The 18,532-nt window shown below is 62.2% G+C and carries 19 protein-coding genes and 2 riboswitches; of the genes, 9 read left to right on the forward strand and 10 right to left on the reverse strand.

Annotated elements, in window-relative coordinates; all coding sequences use genetic code 11:
• Positions 1–22: 22 nt before the first annotated feature.
• The 6 genes from HPY55_03520 to spoIIID all read right to left on the reverse strand — a co-directional run bounded on the left by HPY55_03520 (position 23) and on the right by spoIIID (position 5,351).
• On the reverse strand, positions 23–1,207 hold the full coding sequence (locus HPY55_03520; GenBank protein ID NPV69703.1) for a methionine adenosyltransferase: 1,185 nt from the start codon (positions 1,205–1,207) through the stop codon (positions 23–25).
• Between the two features lie 77 nt (positions 1,208–1,284).
• Positions 1,285–1,407, reverse strand: a riboswitch (SAM riboswitch).
• A 136-nt stretch (positions 1,408–1,543) separates the two neighbouring features.
• Positions 1,544–1,948 carry a hypothetical protein gene (locus HPY55_03525; GenBank protein ID NPV69704.1) on the reverse strand — a complete coding sequence of 135 codons (405 nt, stop codon included), beginning with the start codon at positions 1,946–1,948 and terminating at the stop codon, positions 1,544–1,546.
• 41 nt (positions 1,949–1,989) lie between these two features.
• On the reverse strand, positions 1,990–2,766 hold the full coding sequence (flgG, locus tag HPY55_03530; protein ID NPV69705.1) for a flagellar basal-body rod protein FlgG: 777 nt from the start codon (positions 2,764–2,766) through the stop codon (positions 1,990–1,992).
• A gap of 95 nt (positions 2,767–2,861) precedes the next feature.
• On the reverse strand, positions 2,862–3,629 hold the full coding sequence (locus tag HPY55_03535; protein ID NPV69706.1) for a flagellar hook-basal body protein: 768 nt from the start codon (positions 3,627–3,629) through the stop codon (positions 2,862–2,864).
• Between the two features lie 104 nt (positions 3,630–3,733).
• A riboswitch (cyclic di-GMP riboswitch) is annotated at positions 3,734–3,827 on the reverse strand.
• 91 nt (positions 3,828–3,918) lie between these two features.
• On the reverse strand, positions 3,919–4,944 hold the full coding sequence (mreB, locus tag HPY55_03540; protein ID NPV69707.1) for a rod shape-determining protein MreB: 1,026 nt from the start codon (positions 4,942–4,944) through the stop codon (positions 3,919–3,921).
• A gap of 158 nt (positions 4,945–5,102) precedes the next feature.
• Positions 5,103–5,351 carry a sporulation transcriptional regulator SpoIIID gene (gene spoIIID, locus HPY55_03545; protein ID NPV69708.1) on the reverse strand — a complete coding sequence of 83 codons (249 nt, stop codon included), beginning with the start codon at positions 5,349–5,351 and terminating at the stop codon, positions 5,103–5,105.
• A gap of 302 nt (positions 5,352–5,653) precedes the next feature.
• On the opposite strand from spoIIID, the gene HPY55_03550 reads away from it, so the two are divergent.
• From HPY55_03550 to HPY55_03590, 9 genes are all read left to right on the forward strand, one after another.
• Positions 5,654–7,606, forward strand: coding sequence for a sigma 54-interacting transcriptional regulator (locus HPY55_03550; protein NPV69709.1), 1,953 nt, complete (start codon positions 5,654–5,656; stop codon positions 7,604–7,606).
• A gap of 185 nt (positions 7,607–7,791) precedes the next feature.
• Positions 7,792–8,484, forward strand: a complete 693-nt coding sequence (locus HPY55_03555; GenBank protein NPV69710.1) for a hypothetical protein — start codon at positions 7,792–7,794, stop codon at positions 8,482–8,484.
• Entirely contained in the window at positions 8,477–8,920 is a 444-nt protein-coding gene (locus tag HPY55_03560) for a hypothetical protein (protein ID NPV69711.1), read from the forward strand. Before HPY55_03555 ends, HPY55_03560 begins: the two co-directional genes overlap by 8 nt.
• A gap of 30 nt (positions 8,921–8,950) precedes the next feature.
• Entirely contained in the window at positions 8,951–9,871 is a 921-nt protein-coding gene (locus HPY55_03565) for a CoA transferase subunit A (GenBank protein ID NPV69712.1), read from the forward strand.
• A gap of 7 nt (positions 9,872–9,878) precedes the next feature.
• On the forward strand, positions 9,879–10,646 hold the full coding sequence (locus tag HPY55_03570; GenBank protein NPV69713.1) for a CoA-transferase subunit beta: 768 nt from the start codon (positions 9,879–9,881) through the stop codon (positions 10,644–10,646).
• A 24-nt stretch (positions 10,647–10,670) separates the two neighbouring features.
• A complete protein-coding gene (locus tag HPY55_03575) occupies positions 10,671–11,711 on the forward strand; it encodes a tripartite tricarboxylate transporter substrate binding protein (protein NPV69714.1) in 1,041 nt (346 codons plus the stop codon).
• Positions 11,712–11,765: 54 nt separating this feature from the next.
• On the forward strand, positions 11,766–11,936 hold the full coding sequence (locus HPY55_03580) for a 4Fe-4S binding protein (GenBank protein ID NPV69715.1): 171 nt from the start codon (positions 11,766–11,768) through the stop codon (positions 11,934–11,936).
• Between the two features lie 56 nt (positions 11,937–11,992).
• Positions 11,993–12,415 (forward strand): hypothetical protein, encoded by a 423-nt coding sequence (locus HPY55_03585; protein ID NPV69716.1) that lies wholly within the window; start codon positions 11,993–11,995, stop codon positions 12,413–12,415.
• 42 nt (positions 12,416–12,457) lie between these two features.
• Positions 12,458–13,969, forward strand: coding sequence for a tripartite tricarboxylate transporter permease (locus HPY55_03590; GenBank protein NPV69717.1), 1,512 nt, complete (start codon positions 12,458–12,460; stop codon positions 13,967–13,969).
• A gap of 1 nt (position 13,970) precedes the next feature.
• Here the strand turns inward: HPY55_03590 and HPY55_03595 are convergent, their stop codons facing one another.
• The 4 genes from HPY55_03595 to murA all read right to left on the reverse strand — a co-directional run bounded on the left by HPY55_03595 (position 13,971) and on the right by murA (position 18,411).
• Positions 13,971–14,945 (reverse strand): alcohol dehydrogenase catalytic domain-containing protein, encoded by a 975-nt coding sequence (locus HPY55_03595; protein ID NPV69718.1) that lies wholly within the window; start codon positions 14,943–14,945, stop codon positions 13,971–13,973.
• A 186-nt stretch (positions 14,946–15,131) separates the two neighbouring features.
• On the reverse strand, positions 15,132–15,911 hold the full coding sequence (locus tag HPY55_03600; protein NPV69719.1) for a peptidoglycan DD-metalloendopeptidase family protein: 780 nt from the start codon (positions 15,909–15,911) through the stop codon (positions 15,132–15,134).
• Between the two features lie 76 nt (positions 15,912–15,987).
• Positions 15,988–16,977, reverse strand: coding sequence for a stage II sporulation protein D (gene spoIID, locus HPY55_03605; protein ID NPV69720.1), 990 nt, complete (start codon positions 16,975–16,977; stop codon positions 15,988–15,990).
• Positions 16,978–17,091: 114 nt separating this feature from the next.
• On the reverse strand, positions 17,092–18,411 hold the full coding sequence (gene murA / locus HPY55_03610; GenBank protein ID NPV69721.1) for a UDP-N-acetylglucosamine 1-carboxyvinyltransferase: 1,320 nt from the start codon (positions 18,409–18,411) through the stop codon (positions 17,092–17,094).
• Positions 18,412–18,532: the final 121 nt, after the last annotated feature.

The raw sequence follows: 18,532 nt of genomic DNA on the forward strand, positions 1-18,532 counted from the left end.
CGTGGAGGAGAGGTGAAACCGCTTAGCCCAGCGTGTTGTGGAGTTCCGCAGCCATGTCTGTTTTCTCCCACGGCAGGTCGAGGTCATCGCGCCCGAAGTGGCCGTAAGCCGCGATTTGCCTGAAGATGGGTTTGCGGAGCCCAAATCTCTCGATAATGGCGCCGGGCCTGAAGTCGAACAACCTCGTCACGGTCTCCGATATGCTGTCCTCCGGCACCGTGCTTGTGCCGAACGTCTCGAGCATCAGCGACACCGGGCGGGCGACACCGATCACGTAAGCGACCTGGACCTCGCATTTCCTCGCCAGCCCCGCCTCTACGATGTTCTTCGCCACGTACCTTGCCGCGTAAGAGCCGGTCCTGTCCACCTTGGTTGGATCCTTGCCGGAGAACGAGCCGCCGCCGTGCCTCGCATATCCCCCGTAAGTATCGACGATAATCTTACGGCCGCTGAGGCCGGAATCACCCTGTGGGCCGCCGATGACGAATCGCCCCGTCGGGTTCACGAAGAACCTCGTCCGGTCGTCGAGGTATTCGGCTGGGATGACGTGCCTGATTACCTCCCGGATAATATCCTCCCTGATCTGGTCGAGCGGGACGTCCGGCCCGTGCTGAGCCGACACGACCACGGCGTCGACGCGAACTGGCTTGTCATCCACATATTCGATCGTGACCTGCGTCTTGCCGTCCGGCCTGAGGTACGGGAGCATTCCCGTCTTGCGAGCCTCGGCCAGGCGCCTGGCCAGCCTGTGCGCGAAGTAAATGGGCATCGGCATCAACACGGGGGTTTCGTCGCAAGCGAACCCGAACATCATTCCCTGGTCGCCCGCGCCGATTGCGGCGTTCTTGTCCTTCTCGCCCCCGTTCTTCGCCTCGACGGAAACGTCCACTCCAAGCGCGATGTCCGGCGACTGCTCCTCGATGGCGGTGAGCACCGAGCACGTGTCGCCGTCAAATCCGAACTTGGCGCGCGTGTACCCTATACCCTTGATCGTGTCGCGGACTATCCGGGGCATGTCGACGTAGCAGTTGGTGCTGATCTCACCGGTCACAAGACAGAGTCCCGTCTTGACCGTGCACTCACATGCGACGCGGGCGGGGGGGTCCTTCTCGATGATCGCGTCGAGTATGGCGTCGCAAATCTGGTCGGCCATCTTATCGGGGTGTCCCTCGGCTACCGATTCGGAAGTGAAAAGCCTTCTCTTCATCAGGATGAACCCTCCCCGGTCGTATTTTGCCCCTTCAAACAACAACCCCCTCCAACCGGAAGGGGACTCAACGCGTTCTCTCATCCTTCAGATTGGATGGCTCTGGTTCACCATCACCACTCTGCCGGGTTTGGCACCAAGCGTACGCCGGTTGCCGAGGAGTCATCAGGCCAGGTCCCTCGTCCTGCTCTCGATAAGAGCGGTATGTTCAATTTTGGGAGCGTGAACTGATTTGGGAGCGTGAACTGATCGTTTGTCGCTTAACTTAAATGGTAGCATCCGGCACAACAGGTGTCAACCGGCGGAACGTGCCGGCCAGGGAGACTCCACTACCGGCTACCGGCTTTCACTTCTTGTTGGGTTCCCCTCGCGCGCGTCGTCCAGATGCATTTGCTTCACGAGGCTCTCATACAGCATCTTGCCGAGGCCTAGCCCGCCCGACTGCGATATCCAGCCGGAAAACTGGTCGTCGGCGATGCCCATTTGTATGTCCGCGCCAGCGGGGCCGTTGCCGGACACCCCGGTCTTCAAACCGGCAGTGGACTTCAGCCCCTTGAGCACTTCCCTGACGAGGAACGCCTCGAACTCCTGGCAGACCTCCTTGAGCCTGCGGCGTTCGATCTCCTTGGGTGAAGGCTTCGAGGCACCGCCGGTGCCCGTAGTACCCGGGCGGCCTGCCGCCGCGTTCCACGCGGACGCGACAAGATCCGCCGCGCGTAGCGGCGTGGAATCGAGACTCAAGGTATCACCTCCACGCAAGAAACGCCCGGAGGGCGTCCAGATTACCGCCTGATGTTGTTCGCGATACCGAGCATTTCGTCGGAGCTCTGGACCACCTTGCTGTTGAGCTCGTAGGCCCTCTGCGCCACGATCAGACTCACCATCTCCTCAACGACGGACACGTTAGCGCGCTCCAGGTAACCCTGGCAGATGCGTCCCATACCCTCATTCGCCGGAGTCCCTTCCCTGATCTCGCCGCATGCCTCAGTCTGGCGGAACAGGTTGTGACCGACTGACTCGAGCCCGGCCGGATTGACGAACCACGACATCTTCAGCTGGCCTACTTGCTGGATGCTACCGTCGGCGCCCCGCACGGTGATGATGCCGTCGGCCGAGATGGAGACGTCCTGCGCGTCCTCGGGCAGCTGGATCTCGCTGCCGCCGTCGTCCTGTACCTTGAAGCCGTCTGTCGTCACCAGGTACCCCTCGCCGTCTATCCTGAAGTTGCCGTCGCGGGTATACATGGTCTCGTCACCGAGGGTAACGCAGAAGAACCCCTCACCCTCGATCGCGAGGTCGAGCGGGTTTCCGGTCGGCTCGGTCGCACCCTGGGTGAACGACCTCTGCCCAGCGCCCGGTCTCACGCCGTGGCCCACCTGCAACGGACCGACGGGAGACGCCCCCGCGCCGCGAAGGGTTTCGTAGAACAGGTCCTGGAAGGACACCCTGGCCTTCCTGTAGCCGGTGGTGTTGACGTTAGCGAGGTTATTGGCGATGGTATCGACGTTGAGTTGCTGGGCATGCATGCCCGATGCCGCAGTCCACAGCGACCTTATCAAAGAAATCAGCCTCCTCAGATCTGGCCTGCCTCGGTCATTCGGCAGGTACGGAGGCCCCCGCGATCAGCGGTCCGGCCTCTCACAATACTGGCTTCCTACACCCTACCTATCTCGTTAACCGCCTTGTCGAGCGTCTGGTCCTGGGATTGGAGCAGGCGCTGGTTGGCCTCGTACGCCCTCATCACGGAGATCATCTCAACCATCTCGATGACTGGGTTCACGTTGGACATCTCTATGCACCCGGGCTTCAGCGACGGGGCCTCAACCTGTTCGGGATTCCCGGAATCCTCAGTCTGCCTGAACGTGGTCGTGGAGAACTTCGCGAGTCGCACTGGGTCGCGGAAGCGCACAACCCTCAACCTGTCGACCTCGTTGCCATCCTCGAGCACCGCACCCTCGGGCGAGATCTCGGCCCTCTTGCCCTCACCGAGCTGTATCTCGCCAGCCTCGCCCAGCACGGGGTCTCCGTCCTGGGTCATGAGCCTTCCGTCGGACCCTATCGTGAGGTTACCGTTCTTGGTGTATCTTTCGCCGGTGGCGGTCATTACGACGAGGAACGCGTCGTCCGGTACCAGAACGTCGAGCGGGTTTCCGGTCTCCTTACCGGGGCCCTTCGTCATGTCTGGAACGGATTCGGAAACGACGGCGCCGGTCCCCACCGGCCCGAGCTGGGCCTCGAGCGAGCCCCACAGGAACCCGGGGTTACGAGTACGGTAGATCAGCATCTCGGGGAAGGAGTTGGTCACCGGCACGTCCTTCTTGAAACCCGTCGCTCCGGCGCTGGCGACGTTGTTGGAGATGACGTCGAGGCGAGCCTGTTCGAGCAGCATTCCCGACGCCGAGGTGTACATGCCTCTTATCAAATTTCGCCCTCCTTTCGCCCGGAAAATAAAACCTCCCGGACACGGACTCAGGTAGCGCCGGAAGCCGGGAGGACCAAAACCACTCCCCCAAATGAAAACGGACTTTCGGCGGCCCAGCCGTCATAGCCCGGTACTGCGCGGGCTTTAGACCTGTCGGCTTTGCGTCCCCACCTTTCGGTGGGTTTGCCTTTTCGTTGCCCTCTTGAAGGTCGCTATTCAGTTTCGGCTGACACGTAGGTCACACATTCGACGCTTTTTCCAGAATTCCTTCTCTGGCACGTGGAGGAAATCACATCACTCTCTTCAGCACGAGGACGTGGTCCTCGCTGGCGCCCTCGAATTCGACGAGCGCCTTGCCTGCCCCGAGGACCACGCTGGATATCGGGTCGTCGGCGACCTGGACGGGAACTCCGGTGTGGTGCGAAAGCAGTCTGTCCATGCCGTAAAGAAGCGCGCCACCGCCGGTCAGCACGATGCCCCTATCCATAATGTCCCCAGCGAGCTCGGGCGGGGTCTTCTCCAGCACTGACTTGACGCAGTCGACGATCTCGTGTACCGGTTCGGAGAGCGCCTGGCACGTTTCCTCGGAAGTCACGACGACGGTCTTGGGCAAGCCGTCCACAAGGTCGCGGCCCCTGACCTCCATCGATTCGTTCCGTACCCCGGGGAACGCGCAGCCGACGTGTATCTTGACCTCCTCCGCGGTTCGCTCGCCGACGGCCAGGTTATGCTCGCGCCTGATGTGCCTCACAAGCGCCTCGTCGAACGTGTCGCCGGCCACCCGGATGGACTGGCTCAACACAATGCCGCCGAGTGACAACACCGCGATGTCGGTCGTCCCGCCGCCGATGTCGACCACCATGTGGCCGCCGGGGCCGGTTATGTCTAGGCCCGCGCCGATGGCCGCCGCGAGCGGCTCTTCGATCAGGGAAACGGCCTTCGCGCCGGCCTGGAGCGCAGCCTCTTTCGCCGCCCGCTTCTCGATGGAGGTAGCGCCGGACGGAATACACACCATGACTCGAGGTCTGAACAGATTCCACTTACCGCAGACCTTGGCGAGGAAGTACTTGAGCATAGCCTCAGTGACGTCGTAATCGGCTATGACGCCGTTACGCAACGGCCGGATCGCCACTATCGATCCGGGGGTGCGGCCTATCATTTGCCGCGCGGCCTCGCCAATGGCGAGGATCCTGCGGGACTCCTGCTCTATCGCCACGACGGAGGGTTCCTTGAGGGCCACGCCCTTACCCTTGACATAAACGAGCACGGTGGCGGTCCCCAGGTCGACGGCCACGTCCTGACCCCACGAGAACATACGATTCCTCCTTCGTGGTAGGGCCTGTCCCCTTTAAGGCCAAACAAAAGGGGGCAAGGCTGTGTGATTGTTCTACGCGGTGGATCGTTTCTCCTTTGAAGGTCCTGGCGTCCAGGCGCCGGAACCCCCCGCGTCGCAGGGCGCCTGCGGGGCCGCATTCATGCCTGGCGGTATTTCTTCCTGGTAGCCTCTCCGCCCCTGATGTGCCTCTCGGCCTTATTGAACTCGAGAACCTGCTTGACGTGCGCGGCAAGCTGCGGGTTTATGCGGGGGAGCCTTTCCGTCACGTCCTTATGTATAGTGCTCTTGGAGACGCCGAACGCTCTCGCGGCCTCGCGGACCGTGGCCTGCGTGCGGTATATGTGATCGCTGACGTCGAGCACCCTTTTCCAAATGAGGTCGTTCACTTTGGGGGCCTCCTCCCGGTAGAGGTTCAGCGGTGACGTCCAGTTCATGTATATGACCCCCCATGCAAAAGATGCCCTCGCGGGCGCAATCCGGGGGGCGTCTTCTGCAATCCCACGCGTGGCTGTAGCGAGAGCCCGCAGGCGCCTCACCGGGTTAGTAGTATGCCCTGCCGTTCCCGGTTGATAGACGCCTGCCGGCAATAGCAGGCCCCTGTCTCCCGCCACAGTCGTGGAGGAATGCGGTGGCCGGGAATAGAATGCCTCGTCAGGCTTCATGACAAGCGGTGTGGGGATGTTGCAGTATGGGTCATATCGCAGTCGTAGCCCCGGACAATGACCTTGCCTCGCTCTGCGAAGACGTGGCCCGCAGCCTGGATGCGGGTCAAACCCCCGTCAGGGTGGTCGTTGGGAGCCTCCGTTCGGGCCTCGATGTTGCGCGAGGGGAAGGCGCCTCAGGAGCCGAGGTAATCGTCAGCCGTGGAGGCACCGCGCTCGTAATCCGCGAGAATCTCCCCGTCCCCGTTGTCGAGGTTACCGTAACCGCGATCGACCTCCTGTACACGTTGAATGACGCCTGGGACTTCGCCAGGAACGTCGTCGTTATGGGCTTCAGAAATGTGATCGACTCTCTCGAAGGAATTGACTCGGTTCTATCGGAGAGGGTCAGGGTACCCCTGCACAGGATCGCCATATCGGACCAGGACGATATCCCGAGGAAAATAACCGAGGCGATCCGGAGGTACACACGCGAGGGCCTGGTGTTTGTCGGCGGCAGCCTCATAGTCGACGCAGCCAGGCAGTCCGGGTGCAGGGCTGTTCAATTGCGATCCGGGCGCGAGAGTGTCGCCAGGGCCCTTCGCGACGCTACTACCCTGGTCCAGGCGGTACGATCGGAAAACGAACGCGCAAACCTCCTGAAGACCATCCTCGATTCGATCTCCGACGGTGTGCTGGCGGCGGACTCGTCCGGCAACATAACCCTCTTCAACAGGGCGGCGGAATCCATACTCGGCGTCAAGGCCGTAAACGTGGTCGGCCGGAAGGTGAGCCAGAGCATTCCGGAATCGTGGTTCCATCTTTCGGTGGAGTCGCACAGACCCGACATCGGGTCTGTCAAGAAGGTCGGAGACAAAACCATAGTCCTCAACAGGCTTCCGCTGGTGGTTGACCGGCGAACCATCGGCGCGGTGGCGACATTTCAAAATGCAACCCAGCTTCAACGGCTTGAGGAGATCGTCCGGAAGAAACTCGCAGGCGGGGGACTTGTTCCCAAGTACAGCTTTGACGACATCGTCGCGATGAGCGGCAAGATGCGCGAGACCGTCTCCCTGGCCGCCAGGTTCGGCGCCACAGAACGCACCGTCCTGGTCGTGGGCGAAACCGGCACCGGAAAGGAACTCTTCGCCCATGCTATGCACCGCGTGAGCCCCTGCCGCTTCGGCCCGTTCGTGTCGATCAACTGCGCCGCCCTTCCCGAAAACCTGCTGGAAAGCGAGTTGTTCGGCTACGAAGAAGGCGCGTTTACGGGAGCGCGCAAGGGCGGCAAGATGGGTGTTTTCGAACTCGCCCACGGCGGGACGATATTCCTCGACGAGATAGGCTCGATACCGGAGCGTCTCCAGATGTCCCTCCTGAGAGTGCTTCAGGAGAGAGAGGTCATGCGGGTGGGCGGCGAGCGGGTAGTGCCGGTCAACGTCCGGGTTATAGCCGCCACCAACGCGAAGCTCGAGGAGCTCGTATGGGCGGACAAGTTCCGGGCGGACCTCTATTATCGCCTGAATGTCCTGAACCTCCGGATTCCGCCACTGCGTGATCGAGAAGAGGACGTGTTCCCCCTCATACAGCATTTCCTCCGGAAGTACCTCGCCTCGGAAGCGAACGTCCACACTGTGCTCTCCAACCGGGCACTCCATCTGCTCACCCAGTACGAATGGCCGGGAAACGTCCGGCAGCTCGAGAATCTGGTGGAACGCCTGTGCACGGTCTACGAGGGAAAGCCCCTCCATGAGTCGCAGGTGGCAAAGGCGCTCGATCCGGAACCCACGCTGGAGACGGGCATTCTTGAGATCCGCCGGGCCATTGATTCGGAGGATGGGGTCCTCGGAAAGGCGGAAAAGGCGCTCATACACAGGGTTCTCCGGGAAGTGGGAGGCAACAGGACGGAAGCGGCGCGGAGGCTTGGCATAAGCACCACCACCCTCTGGCGGAGGCTGAAGGCCGCCGGCGCCCGGCAGGAACCGGGGCCCGGCGCATAGCGATACAGCAGCCCCTCGCGACCCTTGCGACATGCATGGGTCGTTTTTCATTATGAAAGGCCACCTGCCGGCCGGCGACGGCGACCGACACCTCTGGACTCCATCTTCCCTGCATTGTGCCCCTATTCGGAACCTGGCACGTGGTTTGCATGTTGTTACGGCAAAGGGTTTACGGAGGGAAGAAGATGGAGATACCGGCGCTGGCGAAGACAGCCATGCAAATCATCCTGGACCGCAGGAGCGTCCGCCAGTTCAACCCCGATCCAGTGCCTGACGAGTTCCTGAAGCTGATCCTCGAAGCAGGGAGGCAGGCCCCGTCGGGTGAAGACGCCCAGCCCTGGAGGTTTATCGTCGTCAAGGATAAGGCGCTGATCGAGCGCCTGGGGCACATTTCGGGACGTGGTAGTGGGAGACGCTTCACCGGAGAGTTCCTGACCAAGAAACTCGACGACCGGTTCAAGTCGCTGGAGGACGCTGCAAAGCGGGAGGCAATATACAAGAAGCTGACCTCAGGGCAGGTTTCATCGTTCGTGGGTAGGGCCCCTGTTGTGATAGCCGTCTGCGGCAAGAAAGACGTATGGGACATGCCCTACGACACCTCCGCCGCGATGGAGAACATGTTGCTCGCGATAACCGCGCTCGGCCTGGGCGCTTGCTGGGTGATCGCCCCCTGCATAGACGTCAGGGACGAAACCGAAATGAAATCCCTTCTCAAAGTGCCCGACGAGGTAAAGGTCGTGAGCCTCATACCGCTCGGGTGGCCCCCCAAGATACCGGGGCCAAGGCCTAGGCTGCCGCTCACCGAGATATGCTTCCTCGACACATACGGCACGCCGCTGCCCGGCGTGGAAGCCCCCGGAGGTGGTAATGATGCCTGAGCAGGCGAACGCAGAGTACCTCACCGAAGTCTTCGCATCCCTCGAGCAGGCTTTCTGGGATGAAAGAGGGCGCGGGGGGCGCTACAGGACGACCCTCGTTGGGGTCAACCGGTTCAAGGACAGGCTCGCCGTGCCCAAGGGGGATTGGCGCAAGGGATTGGACGAGGCAGGCGCCCTGCTAAAGGCGGATGGGGTGATATCGGATGCGACCCCGTCCTACGATGGCCAGAACGTAATCAAGTGCAAGGTTACAGGATGCGCGCATGCCGGGGACCATACCGCCCTGAAGAGGGAGCCTTTCGTGTGCCCACCCGCGAACATCCTGATGCACGCGGTCTCGCTTGCCTGCGGCGTCTATCCCGAACTCATGCAGGTCAAGTGTCAGAACAAGGAATGTAACCTGTCCATGGTAGTAACCGGAGTGGAGCTGAGTTAGGCGCTTGAAGCGCTGAAAGGGTGCTGCCAGGTGAATGCGGGCAAGATTGCTCAACTCAGGGATGTCGTGTCGAGGGTCGCCGATGGTAGCCACGTGGCGCTCGGGGGTTTTGCGATAGCGAGGAACCCCATCGCAGTAGCTCACGAGCTCATACGCCAGGGTAAGAAGCATCTCACCGTCTCCCAGTGCATAGCTGGGATGGACACGGACCTGCTCGTCGGGGCTGGCGCTGTCCGCGAACTCGTCTACGGCGGGGGCTCGCTCGACCGGTTCGGCCCGGTGCACAACGTAAACAGGGCGATTGCCTCGGAGTCGATCATCGCGAAGGAATACTCGGGACTGGCCATGGCCATGAGGTTCACGGCCGGGTCCCTCGGCCTGCCTTTCATCCCGATCAGGTCGCTGATGGGGTCCGATCTCCTCGACGGGTTACTGAGGCAACGGGACGTGATGGTTCAGGACGATCCTTTTTCCGGCGAGCGCGTCGTCCTGCTGAAACCGCTGGAGCCCGATTTCTGCTTCATCCACGTTCCGCTCGCCGACGTCGACGGTAATACCTGGATTAGCGGCCCGCGGTGGGACCAGGAGGCCGCGATGTCGGCCGACCATCTCATCGTCGCCGCGGACAGGATTGCCGCGCAGGGTTACGCTGAACGCCACTCGGACACCGTGGTGATCCCCGGCTGCCGCGTGGAGGCGGTCGTTCACGTTCCGTTCGGAGCCCACCCGACTGGTGTTCACGGGTGCTACGACTACGACGCGGAGCACCTCAGATTCTACGAGAGCCAGGCTAAAGACCTCCGCCTGTTCGAGAAGTACGTCTCCGAATTCATTCTCGGCACCAGAGAACACTGCGAGTATCTCGAACTCGTCGGTGGGGTGCGGTTGGCGGCGAACCTGGCGGCGGAGCCTCTTTGCGGCTACAGTGCCGCATTCGGCAAAGGCGGGTGAGACATCTGTGACTGAGTCCTTTAACTCAAAAGAGATGATGGCCGTCGCGGGGGCGAGGGAACTCCGCAATCACGATGTGGTCGTGGTCGGACTGGGGCTGCCCCAGGTTTCGTCGGTACTGGCGAAATACACGCATGCCCCCGACCTTCACATGGTGCTCGAAATCGGGGTGATCGATCCCAAGCCTGTTCACACCGCCGTTGGGATTGCCGACCCGCGGATCTGGCTGAACGCAACCTATTTCACGAGCTTCATGGGCACCCTCGGCGCGCTGTTGCACAGGGGCCTGGTTGACGTTGGGTTTCTCGGTGCGTTGGAGGTTGACCAGTACGGCAACATCAACACGAGCTGGGCACCGGAGGCGGGAGGTCGCAGGCATTTCACCGGTAGTGGCGGAGCCAACGACATCGCATCGCTCGCCAGGCGGACCGTCATAGTGATGCGGCACGAGAAGCGCAAACTCGTCCAAAGGGTGAGGTTCATTACGAGCCCCGGGTACATATCCGGAGGCGCTTCGAGGCGGGACGCGGGACTGGTTAGCGGCGGTCCGTCCAAGGTCATCACCGACAAGTGCGTTTTCGAGTTCGATAGACAATCAGGTGAGGCAGTGCTGGCGTCAGTACACCCGGGGGTTACACTTGAGGAGGTGGCTGCTCAGACATCTTTCCCGTTCCGTGTCCCAGAGTCAATCAAGGAAACCGAGAAACCAAGTGTCGAGGAACTCCGGCTAATACGCGAATCGATCGACCCGCTCCGAGTCTATACGGGTGATTGAAGACTGAGCCTGGAGGTGGATCAAGTGAAGCGAACGCAGCGCGGCGCTACATCGGTACGCGCCCTGGTGGTCCTGGTGACAATGGCCCTCGTTTTCTCGGTGTCAGGTTGCGGAAAGAAGACCGAGGTCAAGTATCCCGAAAGAACGGTCAACGTGATAGTCGGGTGGGCGGCAGGTGGCCCGACTGACCTCGTCGCCAGAGGTCTTGCTCCCTTGCTGCAGGCCAAGCTGGGCCAGCCATTCGTGGTCACCAACATGGCTGGCGCGGCGGGTTCCGTGGGAGCGGACAACGTCAGCAAACAGTCCCCAGATGGCTATACACTGCTGTTCGGCTCGGAGACAATGTCGGTGTGGCAGGTAATGGGAACCGTGCCTCTAAGCTACAAGAACTTCGAGGTCGCGGCCGTAGTCGCGGAGGCAATACCGGCCCTGATCGTCCCCGCCGACTCTCCGTACAAGGACCTGAAGGAACTGGTTGAAGACGCGAAGAAGCGCCCGGAGGCCATCAAGATGTCGACCGCCGGCCCCGGGACGGTGCCGCACGTGTGTGGCCTCATGCTGTCCAAGTACCTGGGGGCAAAGATGTCCTTCATCCCGTTCCAGGGCGGGGCGCCGGCAGTGACCGCCGTGATCGGCAAACAGGTTGACTTAACGACGGAGATGCTGCAGACGGTCCTCCCCCACCACAAGGCGGGCAAGGCGCGAATACTCGCCACGTTCACGAACGAGAGCGTCGCGCAGCTTCAGGATGTACCGGCCCTTGGGGAGATATATCCGGAGATGAAGCCGTACCTGCCGTACGGCCCGTGGTTCGGGGTGCTGGCGCCGAAGGGCACACCGAAGGAAGTCATCCAGAGGCTTGCGACGGCGATCGATGAGTGCCTTAAGGACCCGAAGTGGAAGACTCATGCCGACAACATTTTCGTCCGGACCCTGAATATCACCGATCCGGCCAAGATATCGGCTCACCTGGATAAGTGGACGAGCGACACGGCGTGGCTCCTGTACGACCTCGGCATCGCGAAGGAGTCGCCTGAGAAGTTCGGTATCCCGAAACCCAAGTAGAGTGGTTCTGTCAGCAGAACGTCACGCAGGGTGTAGGTAGACAGGGGTGTAGGCATGATCAGGGTAGACAAAGCGAAATGCCTGGCGTGCGGGATGTGCGTGCTTTCATGTCCGCAGGAGGCGCCCCAACTCGAGGGCGAGACGGTCGCAATAGACGCCGCAAAATGCATTGAGTGCGGGCAGTGTATAGAGAGTTGTCCCCAGGAGGCTCTCAGCGACGAGTGATCCGGGCATGAGCATGCGCCGACCTTGGACTCCGTGCCGGGTAGGAGGGGTGGGCAATGCAAGATCGTATTCTGGGCATTACCGTTGCCCTGACCGGGGCCTATGCAGTCTATCACGGGATGGGTTTCTCCGCGGAGAAGGGTGTGCTTGCCTCAGCAGGAGCCCTGCCAGTCCTGGTAGGCCTGCTCCTGCTGGGGCTCGGCGTCTCAGTGGCGATCAAGACTCGGGGCAAATCGAGCGGGTTTGAGGGCCACTGGCAGCGGCTGCTGTACTTCGGCCTGTTAACAGCGGCATACATCCTTGGCCTGTCGCACCTGGGATTCATTATGGCGACGCCGCCATATCTGCTGGTATTGCTGGCTCTCACCGGCGACAGGCCGAAAAAAGCGCGTATATACGCCGGGTTGGCTCTGGCGGTCATAATGACCGCCGGCACCTATGCCCTGTTTGACAAGGTATTCAGGCTACTGCTGCCGTAAGGGCGACCGGAGAGGCTGGCTGCCGCCGGGAGGGTGGTATCGGTGTTCTCGTACATCTTAGGACTGCTTCATCCCGCAAATCTTGGCCTTGTGGCCATCGGGACTATGCTGGGTTTGATCATGGGCGCCCTTCCCGGTCTCACGGTCACCATGGCCACCGTGCTGATCGTCTCGCTGACATTCGGGTGGGATATGATCCGGGCCCTCGCCATTATCCTTGGCGCATACAGCGGGGCCGTAATGGGAGGGCTCGTCTCCGCGATAACCCTGAACATCCCGGGAACGGCAGCCGCGGTGGCCACCGTATTCGACGGGTATCCAATGGCAAGACGCGGCGAAGCGGGCCGTGCTATTGGACTGGGGATGACCCAGAGCTTAATTGGTGGCATTTTCGGGGGCGTCGCCCTGGCGGTCGGCGCCCCGCTGATCAGCAACGTCGCCCTGAAACTCGGGGCCCCGGAATACTTCCTTCTCGGGCTCTGGGGACTCACGGTCGTGTCAAGCCTGGGGAGCGGCTCGGTCATAAAGGGGTTAATCAGCGCAGGCCTCGGCCTATTGGTGGCTTGCGTCGGGATGGACCCCATGTGGGGGACGCCCCGGTTTTGCTTTGATAACGCCTATCTCAAGGGTGGAATCGGTTACATCCCCGCGCTCATCGGCCTCTTCGGGATGAAGGAAGTCCTCAACAACATGTTCAACGTCGCAGGCCGCGGCACTCAAGTGCGGCAGAACGTGGGATCCGCCCTCCCGAGGTTCCGGGAGATCCTCTGTCTCCTCCCGATCACAGTGCGGGCCGCCGTGATCGGACTCTTCATCGGTGCCCTTCCCGGCACGGGCGGCGATATCGCCGCGCTTCTCGCCTATGGAGACGCCAAGCGCTCGGTCAAGAACCCGTCCAGGCCATTTGGGACCGGGGCAATCGAAGGGCTTGCCGCCCCGGAGGCCGCCAATAACGCCGCCGTCGGCGGGGCTCTCATTCCACTCTTGACGCTTGCCATTCCAGGTGATTCAGTGACTGCAGTGATTCTTGGTTCGTTCCTGCTACACGGGCTCCAGCCGGGGCCCCTGATGATGTCGACACAACCTCAGTACTTCTGGACTGTTGTCACGTTCTACCTCATGTCGCAGGTATTCATGTTCTCGCTAGGCCTTGCGAGTTGCCGCTGGCTCATACGCCTGTTGTCTATCCCGAAGGACATCTTGATGCCCGCTGTTACGGTCTTGTGCGTGGTTGGCTCGTACGCTATCCAGTCGAATATCACGGACGTCTGGGTGACGTTCGCGTTTGGGGTCCTTGGTTTCACGTTTGAACGCCTGGGGGTCCCTGTGGGCCCCATGGTCCTCGGGATCATCCTCGGGCCCCTGGTGGACACGGAGTTCAGGAAAGCGTACCTGCTCTCGGACGGCAAGATCCTCGGCTTCATCGCGGCTCGGCCCGCCAGCATGGTGCTGGCCGCGCTCATAGTGCTGACGCTGGCCACCCAGTCAACACTGCCCAGGAAGCTCTGGGACTCGTTCGTGGCTTTGTTCCGACGGAACGCCAGCGCTGCTTAGGCTATAGGAGAACGACCGGCTTGATGGCTGTCTTATCGTCCATCAAGCGTAGGCCTCTCTCAATCTCGTCGAATTTCAGTTCGCAGCTGGCAACCGGTTTCGCCTGAAGCTTCCGCTTGCCGATGAGCTCAATCGTTCGGGGGAACTCGTCCGCACAGGCCATGACCCCCTTGATGTTGATCTCTTGCCGTACCACTGTAGTTGGGTCTACCGTGACGGGCCTTCCCCCGAACCCGATGAGGACGGCCGTGCCCCCTGGTTTCACCAGGCTTAACGCGGCCAGAAATGTCGCCGGCATTCCCGCCGCGTCTATTATCCTGTCGAACGTTCGTTCTCTAAGGTCGTGCCCGTCGGATATGTGATCGGCCCCGAGTTCCACGGCCAGATCGAGCCTCTTCGTCGCGATGTCTGAAACGGTGACTTCCCCTCCCGCGAGTCTCGCGCATTGCATGGCGAGAAGACCGATCGGGCCCGCGCCCAGGACGAGTACGGAATCGCCGAGCCTGATGCCGAGATTGTTGACGGCGTGCACCGCGACGCTTGCCGGCTCCACCAGCGCGCCCTCCAGGTAGCTCATGGAGTCTGGTATCTTCCACGCGTACGGTTCGGCCACTTTGACGTATTCGGCGAAGCACCCGGGCAGGGTGAGCCCGAGTGTTTCTTTGGACGGGCAGAGGTTGGAGGTGCCTCTCCGGCAGATCTCGCATACCCCACACCTGAAGTTGGGTTCGATGGCAACGCGGTCGCCCACTTTCAGCTTCTTCACCGCAGGCCCAACCTTGACCACCTTACCGGAGGCTTCGTGCCCAAGGACATGTGGAAACCCTACTGCCCTTTGTCCCTTGAAAACGGTCAGGTCGGAGCCGCAAAGCCCCACCGCGTGAATCTCGATGAGGACTCCATCTGCCGAGACTTTGGGGATGGGCAAGTCCTGTATCTGGATGACTTCTGGCTCAATCATGACGGCTGCTTTCATCGCGGGCCCCCTGAGCGGGAACAGTATAGCGCAAGCGACGCGCCAAGGAGTTGTTCGCGATCTCCTGGTATTCTCCCTGCTTCCGTGAACGCCCTGGGCCGCCTGCAAACACCGGCAACCCCCGCACTGTCAGATGCGGGGGTTGCCGGTCACTGCTAAGCCGTCAAGCGCTGGATCGCCCGGAGTCTACTTCAGGTATTTCGCAGGATCCACGGGCCCGGACTCTCCAATTGTCTCGAAGTGCAGGTGAGCGGGGTCAACCCATTCGAACGCGGCTCGACCGATGGTAGCAATCGGATCGCCGGGCTTGACCGTGTCCCCCTTGTGAACCAGCGCGCCGCTGAGGCCGGTGTATACCGTCCTCAGCCTGGGCGAGTGCTCCACCACGACCCGCACCCCGTAAAGGTCCGTCTCCTCAACCGACGCGACCTTGCCGCCCATGGCGGCGACAACCTCGTCGCCCTCATTACCCGCGATGTCTATGCCCTGATGAAACCTCCAGTCCTCGTGGGTTCCCGAGTAGGCCCAGCCGAAAGCCTTGACGATCCCACCCTGATAGGGCCACACCATCTGCTGCGGCGAAGCCTCCGAAGCGGGTTTGGGCCGCGCGGTGGACCCCGGTCTTGGCGCCGGCGAGGCAACTGGCGTCTCTTTCGGCGCCTGCGTGCCGGCCGCCGCGCCCTGCCCGGGCGTGACCGGCGCCGGACTGGCGGCGCCGGTTGGCGGCGCCTTGGTCGCCACGGATGGGCCGCCTGCGACGCCCGTTCCGCCGGCCGACGGGCCTGTCGCCCGCGGCGGCTGCGACGGGCCGAGCGCCTTCGAGCCCGCGTCGAGCCCCGTCCTGATACCCCACACGAACGCACCCAGGGCGGCGATCATCACCACGACTGCGAGGCCGGCCCGCAGGGCCGGGTAGGATCGCAAAAAGCCCGTGAGATCCACGGAATTCTTGCGGTTTCCCTGCATGTTTCAATCACCCCGTGGTGTATTGTCACCATTTTTTCCTGAACTATACAACGAGGGTGAGGCTACTCGACGTGGGCTACTCGACGAACATCCGCCGGACTTCGACTCCGGAGTAATAATGGGCCAGTATCTGCGAGAACGTCTTCCCTTCCCTGGCGAGACCGTCGGCGCCGTACTGGCACATCCCGACCCCGTGGCCCTTGCCCTGAAGGGCGAACCGGAGCGACCCCTTTCCCGGCTGCACGGTGAACCTGGTGGATGGCAGGCCAAGTGTGGACCTGATGTCCTGGCCCTTCAGCACGGTCTCCCCTATACGGAGAGCCTTCACCCTTCCCGTTACAGTCGTAGCGACCACTTCGGCGCGGGCCTTTCCGCTTTTCAGGAACACGGGGACCGCACGGTCTCCGAGGCGCGTGCCTATCTCTTCAAACTGCATTTCCACAGCGTGCGCGAAATATGGCGACCGCCTGCAGTAGTCACACCGCACGCTTTTGAGGTAGGGCGCCCCGTCCTTCCACACCTCCGATGCCTCCTCGGTGACCCCTCCGCAAGTGGAGTGGTAGACGGGATCGATGGGGGCCCCCCTGTACGTCAGGACCAGCCCCGACGTCGAGGCGACTGCGTCCTGGACCTTACGATGGTAACGGCCGAAGTTGAATGGGCCCCAGACCTGCCTCATCTGTTCCTCGGATATCCAGGCCTGGCCGTGGCCCGGATCTGTGCAGATGTCGGCGCCTGGGTGTTCACCCGACCCCGGCCCGCCGAAGGCGCGCATCCTCTTGACAACGTAGGTGCGGGCTGCCACGGCCTGGGCTTTCAAGGCCTCGACGCCGAAACTGGCGGGCATCTCAGCCGCCACGACGCCTGCCACGTAGTCCTCCAGAGGCATCTCTTGCACCCGGCCTGAGGTGTGGACGAATACGCGCACGCTAACGGGGCTCACCAGCGGCACCCCCTCCGCCGGAGGCCGGCTCGGAGCGAGGCTGCAGCCCCTTACCAGAGCGGCGGGGAGCACGAGCATGATGACGATCTCCAGTGTGAGGATGTAAACGACGGCGCGCCTCACTGACACCAGCCCCGCAGTTTGTTGAAGGGAAAAGTAGGACGAGACCACAGATAGTGTATTAAAGGGGATGGTGGGGTATGACGGATTGGCTACGACGGGTTACCATCACGCCTGCTAGAGGCTATTGCGCGTGACGGCCGTCTCGAGGAAGGCGTCGGTGGCGGATTCCCGGGCCCTGACGATCTCGGCGCCCAGTGAGCGGAGCTTGCCCACGATGTCGTGGTACCCCCGGTCGACGTGTTCGACGCCGACCACCTCGGTCATCCCACGCGCCCGCAGGCCCGCAAGGATGAGCGCCGCACCAGCCCTTAAGTCCGTAGCTTTCACGGTCGACCCCATGAGGGCGGGGACCCCGCGGACGACCGCGGTGCGCCCGTCGACGTGGATGCTGGAGCCCATCCGCCGGAGTTCGTCGACGTGCATGAACCTGTTCTCAAACACCGTTTCGGTGACCATGCTGACGCCGTCGGCGACCGCCAGAAGCGCCATCATCTGCGGTTGGACATCGGTCGGGAACCCGGGGTAGGGAAGCGTCCTGACGTCGGTCGCCACGGGGCGGTCGGGCCCGACCACCCTCACGAGCCCATCCGGGTCCTCGTATACCTGGCACCCCGCGTCGCGGAGTTTGGCCACGACGGGCTTGACGTGCTCGATGACGACGTTCTGGACAGTCACGTCGCCGCCCGTCACGGCGGCGGCGACCATCAACGTCGACGCCTCAATGCGGTCGGGGATTACCGTGTGAGAAGCGGGGTCCAGCGAGCCGGCTCCCTCTATCCTCACCATCTTGGTGCCGGCCCCCGTGACACGCGCCCCCATGGCGCTGAGGAAGTTGGCGAGATCGACGATCTCGGGTTCCTCGGCTGCGTTCTCTACGCACGTGACTCCATCAGCCAGCGCCGCGGCCATCATCAGGTTCTCGGTTGCCCCGACGCTGGGGAAATCGAGATAAATCTTCGCCCCTCTCAGGTGACCGGCGGAAACCTCCACGAACCCGCGATCGCACTTCACGGAGGCGCCCATCATCGCGAAGCCTTTCAGGTGTAAGTCTATCGGCCTGGCGCCTATCGCGCAGCCCCCGGGCAGGCATGCCCGCGCGAAACCGGTCCTTGCGAGGAGCGGCCCCATGACGAGTATGGACGCGCGCATCTTCCTCATCAGGTCCTGGGGGGCCTCGCTGGTGCGGATGCCATCGAACCTGACCGAAATCTCCGCGGGACCGGCCGGCTCCACGGTCCCCCCGAGCCTCCGGAGTACGCTGCACATCGTGGAAACGTCGTCGAGGCCGGGCACACCGGATACTACAGATTCGCCGTCGGCCAGGAGGCAGGCGGCCAGAACAGGAAGCGCGGCGTTCTTCGCGCCCTCCGCGCGGACGACCCCGCTGAGCCTGTTGCCTCCCCTTACCAGCACCCTGTCAAATGCCCTGTCCATCAGCGCCTCCCGGACGCCTCAGCCCAAACCCTGCCACAACCAGTAATTCGTAGGATTTGCAGCGCTTATGGCTATTTACATGTATTATGCCCTACAAAAAGAGCGGCCTGCCGGCGGACGC

It is taken from the genome of Bacillota bacterium, from assembly GCA_013178305.1.
Taxonomy (GTDB): Bacteria; Bacillota; Sulfobacillia; order JABLXB01; family JABLXB01; genus JABLXB01.

Excerpts from the sequence above, each read along its gene's own strand:
- HPY55_03520 (NPV69703.1), bottom strand. The coding sequence starts at position 1,207 with ATGAAGAGAAGGCTTTTCACTTCCGAATCGGTAGCCGAGGGACACCCC.
- mreB (NPV69707.1), bottom strand. The coding sequence starts at position 4,944 with ATGTTCTCGTGGGGTCAGGACGTGGCCGTCGACCTGGGGACCGCCACC.
- HPY55_03550 (NPV69709.1), top strand. The coding sequence starts at position 5,654 with ATGGGTCATATCGCAGTCGTAGCCCCGGACAATGACCTTGCCTCGCTC.
- HPY55_03555 (NPV69710.1), top strand. The coding sequence starts at position 7,792 with ATGGAGATACCGGCGCTGGCGAAGACAGCCATGCAAATCATCCTGGAC.
- HPY55_03560 (NPV69711.1), top strand. The coding sequence starts at position 8,477 with ATGCCTGAGCAGGCGAACGCAGAGTACCTCACCGAAGTCTTCGCATCC.
- HPY55_03580 (NPV69715.1), top strand. The coding sequence starts at position 11,766 with ATGATCAGGGTAGACAAAGCGAAATGCCTGGCGTGCGGGATGTGCGTG.
- HPY55_03585 (NPV69716.1), top strand. The coding sequence starts at position 11,993 with ATGCAAGATCGTATTCTGGGCATTACCGTTGCCCTGACCGGGGCCTAT.
- HPY55_03595 (NPV69718.1), bottom strand. The coding sequence starts at position 14,945 with ATGAAAGCAGCCGTCATGATTGAGCCAGAAGTCATCCAGATACAGGAC.
- HPY55_03600 (NPV69719.1), bottom strand. The coding sequence starts at position 15,911 with ATGCAGGGAAACCGCAAGAATTCCGTGGATCTCACGGGCTTTTTGCGA.
- murA (NPV69721.1), bottom strand. The coding sequence starts at position 18,411 with ATGGACAGGGCATTTGACAGGGTGCTGGTAAGGGGAGGCAACAGGCTC.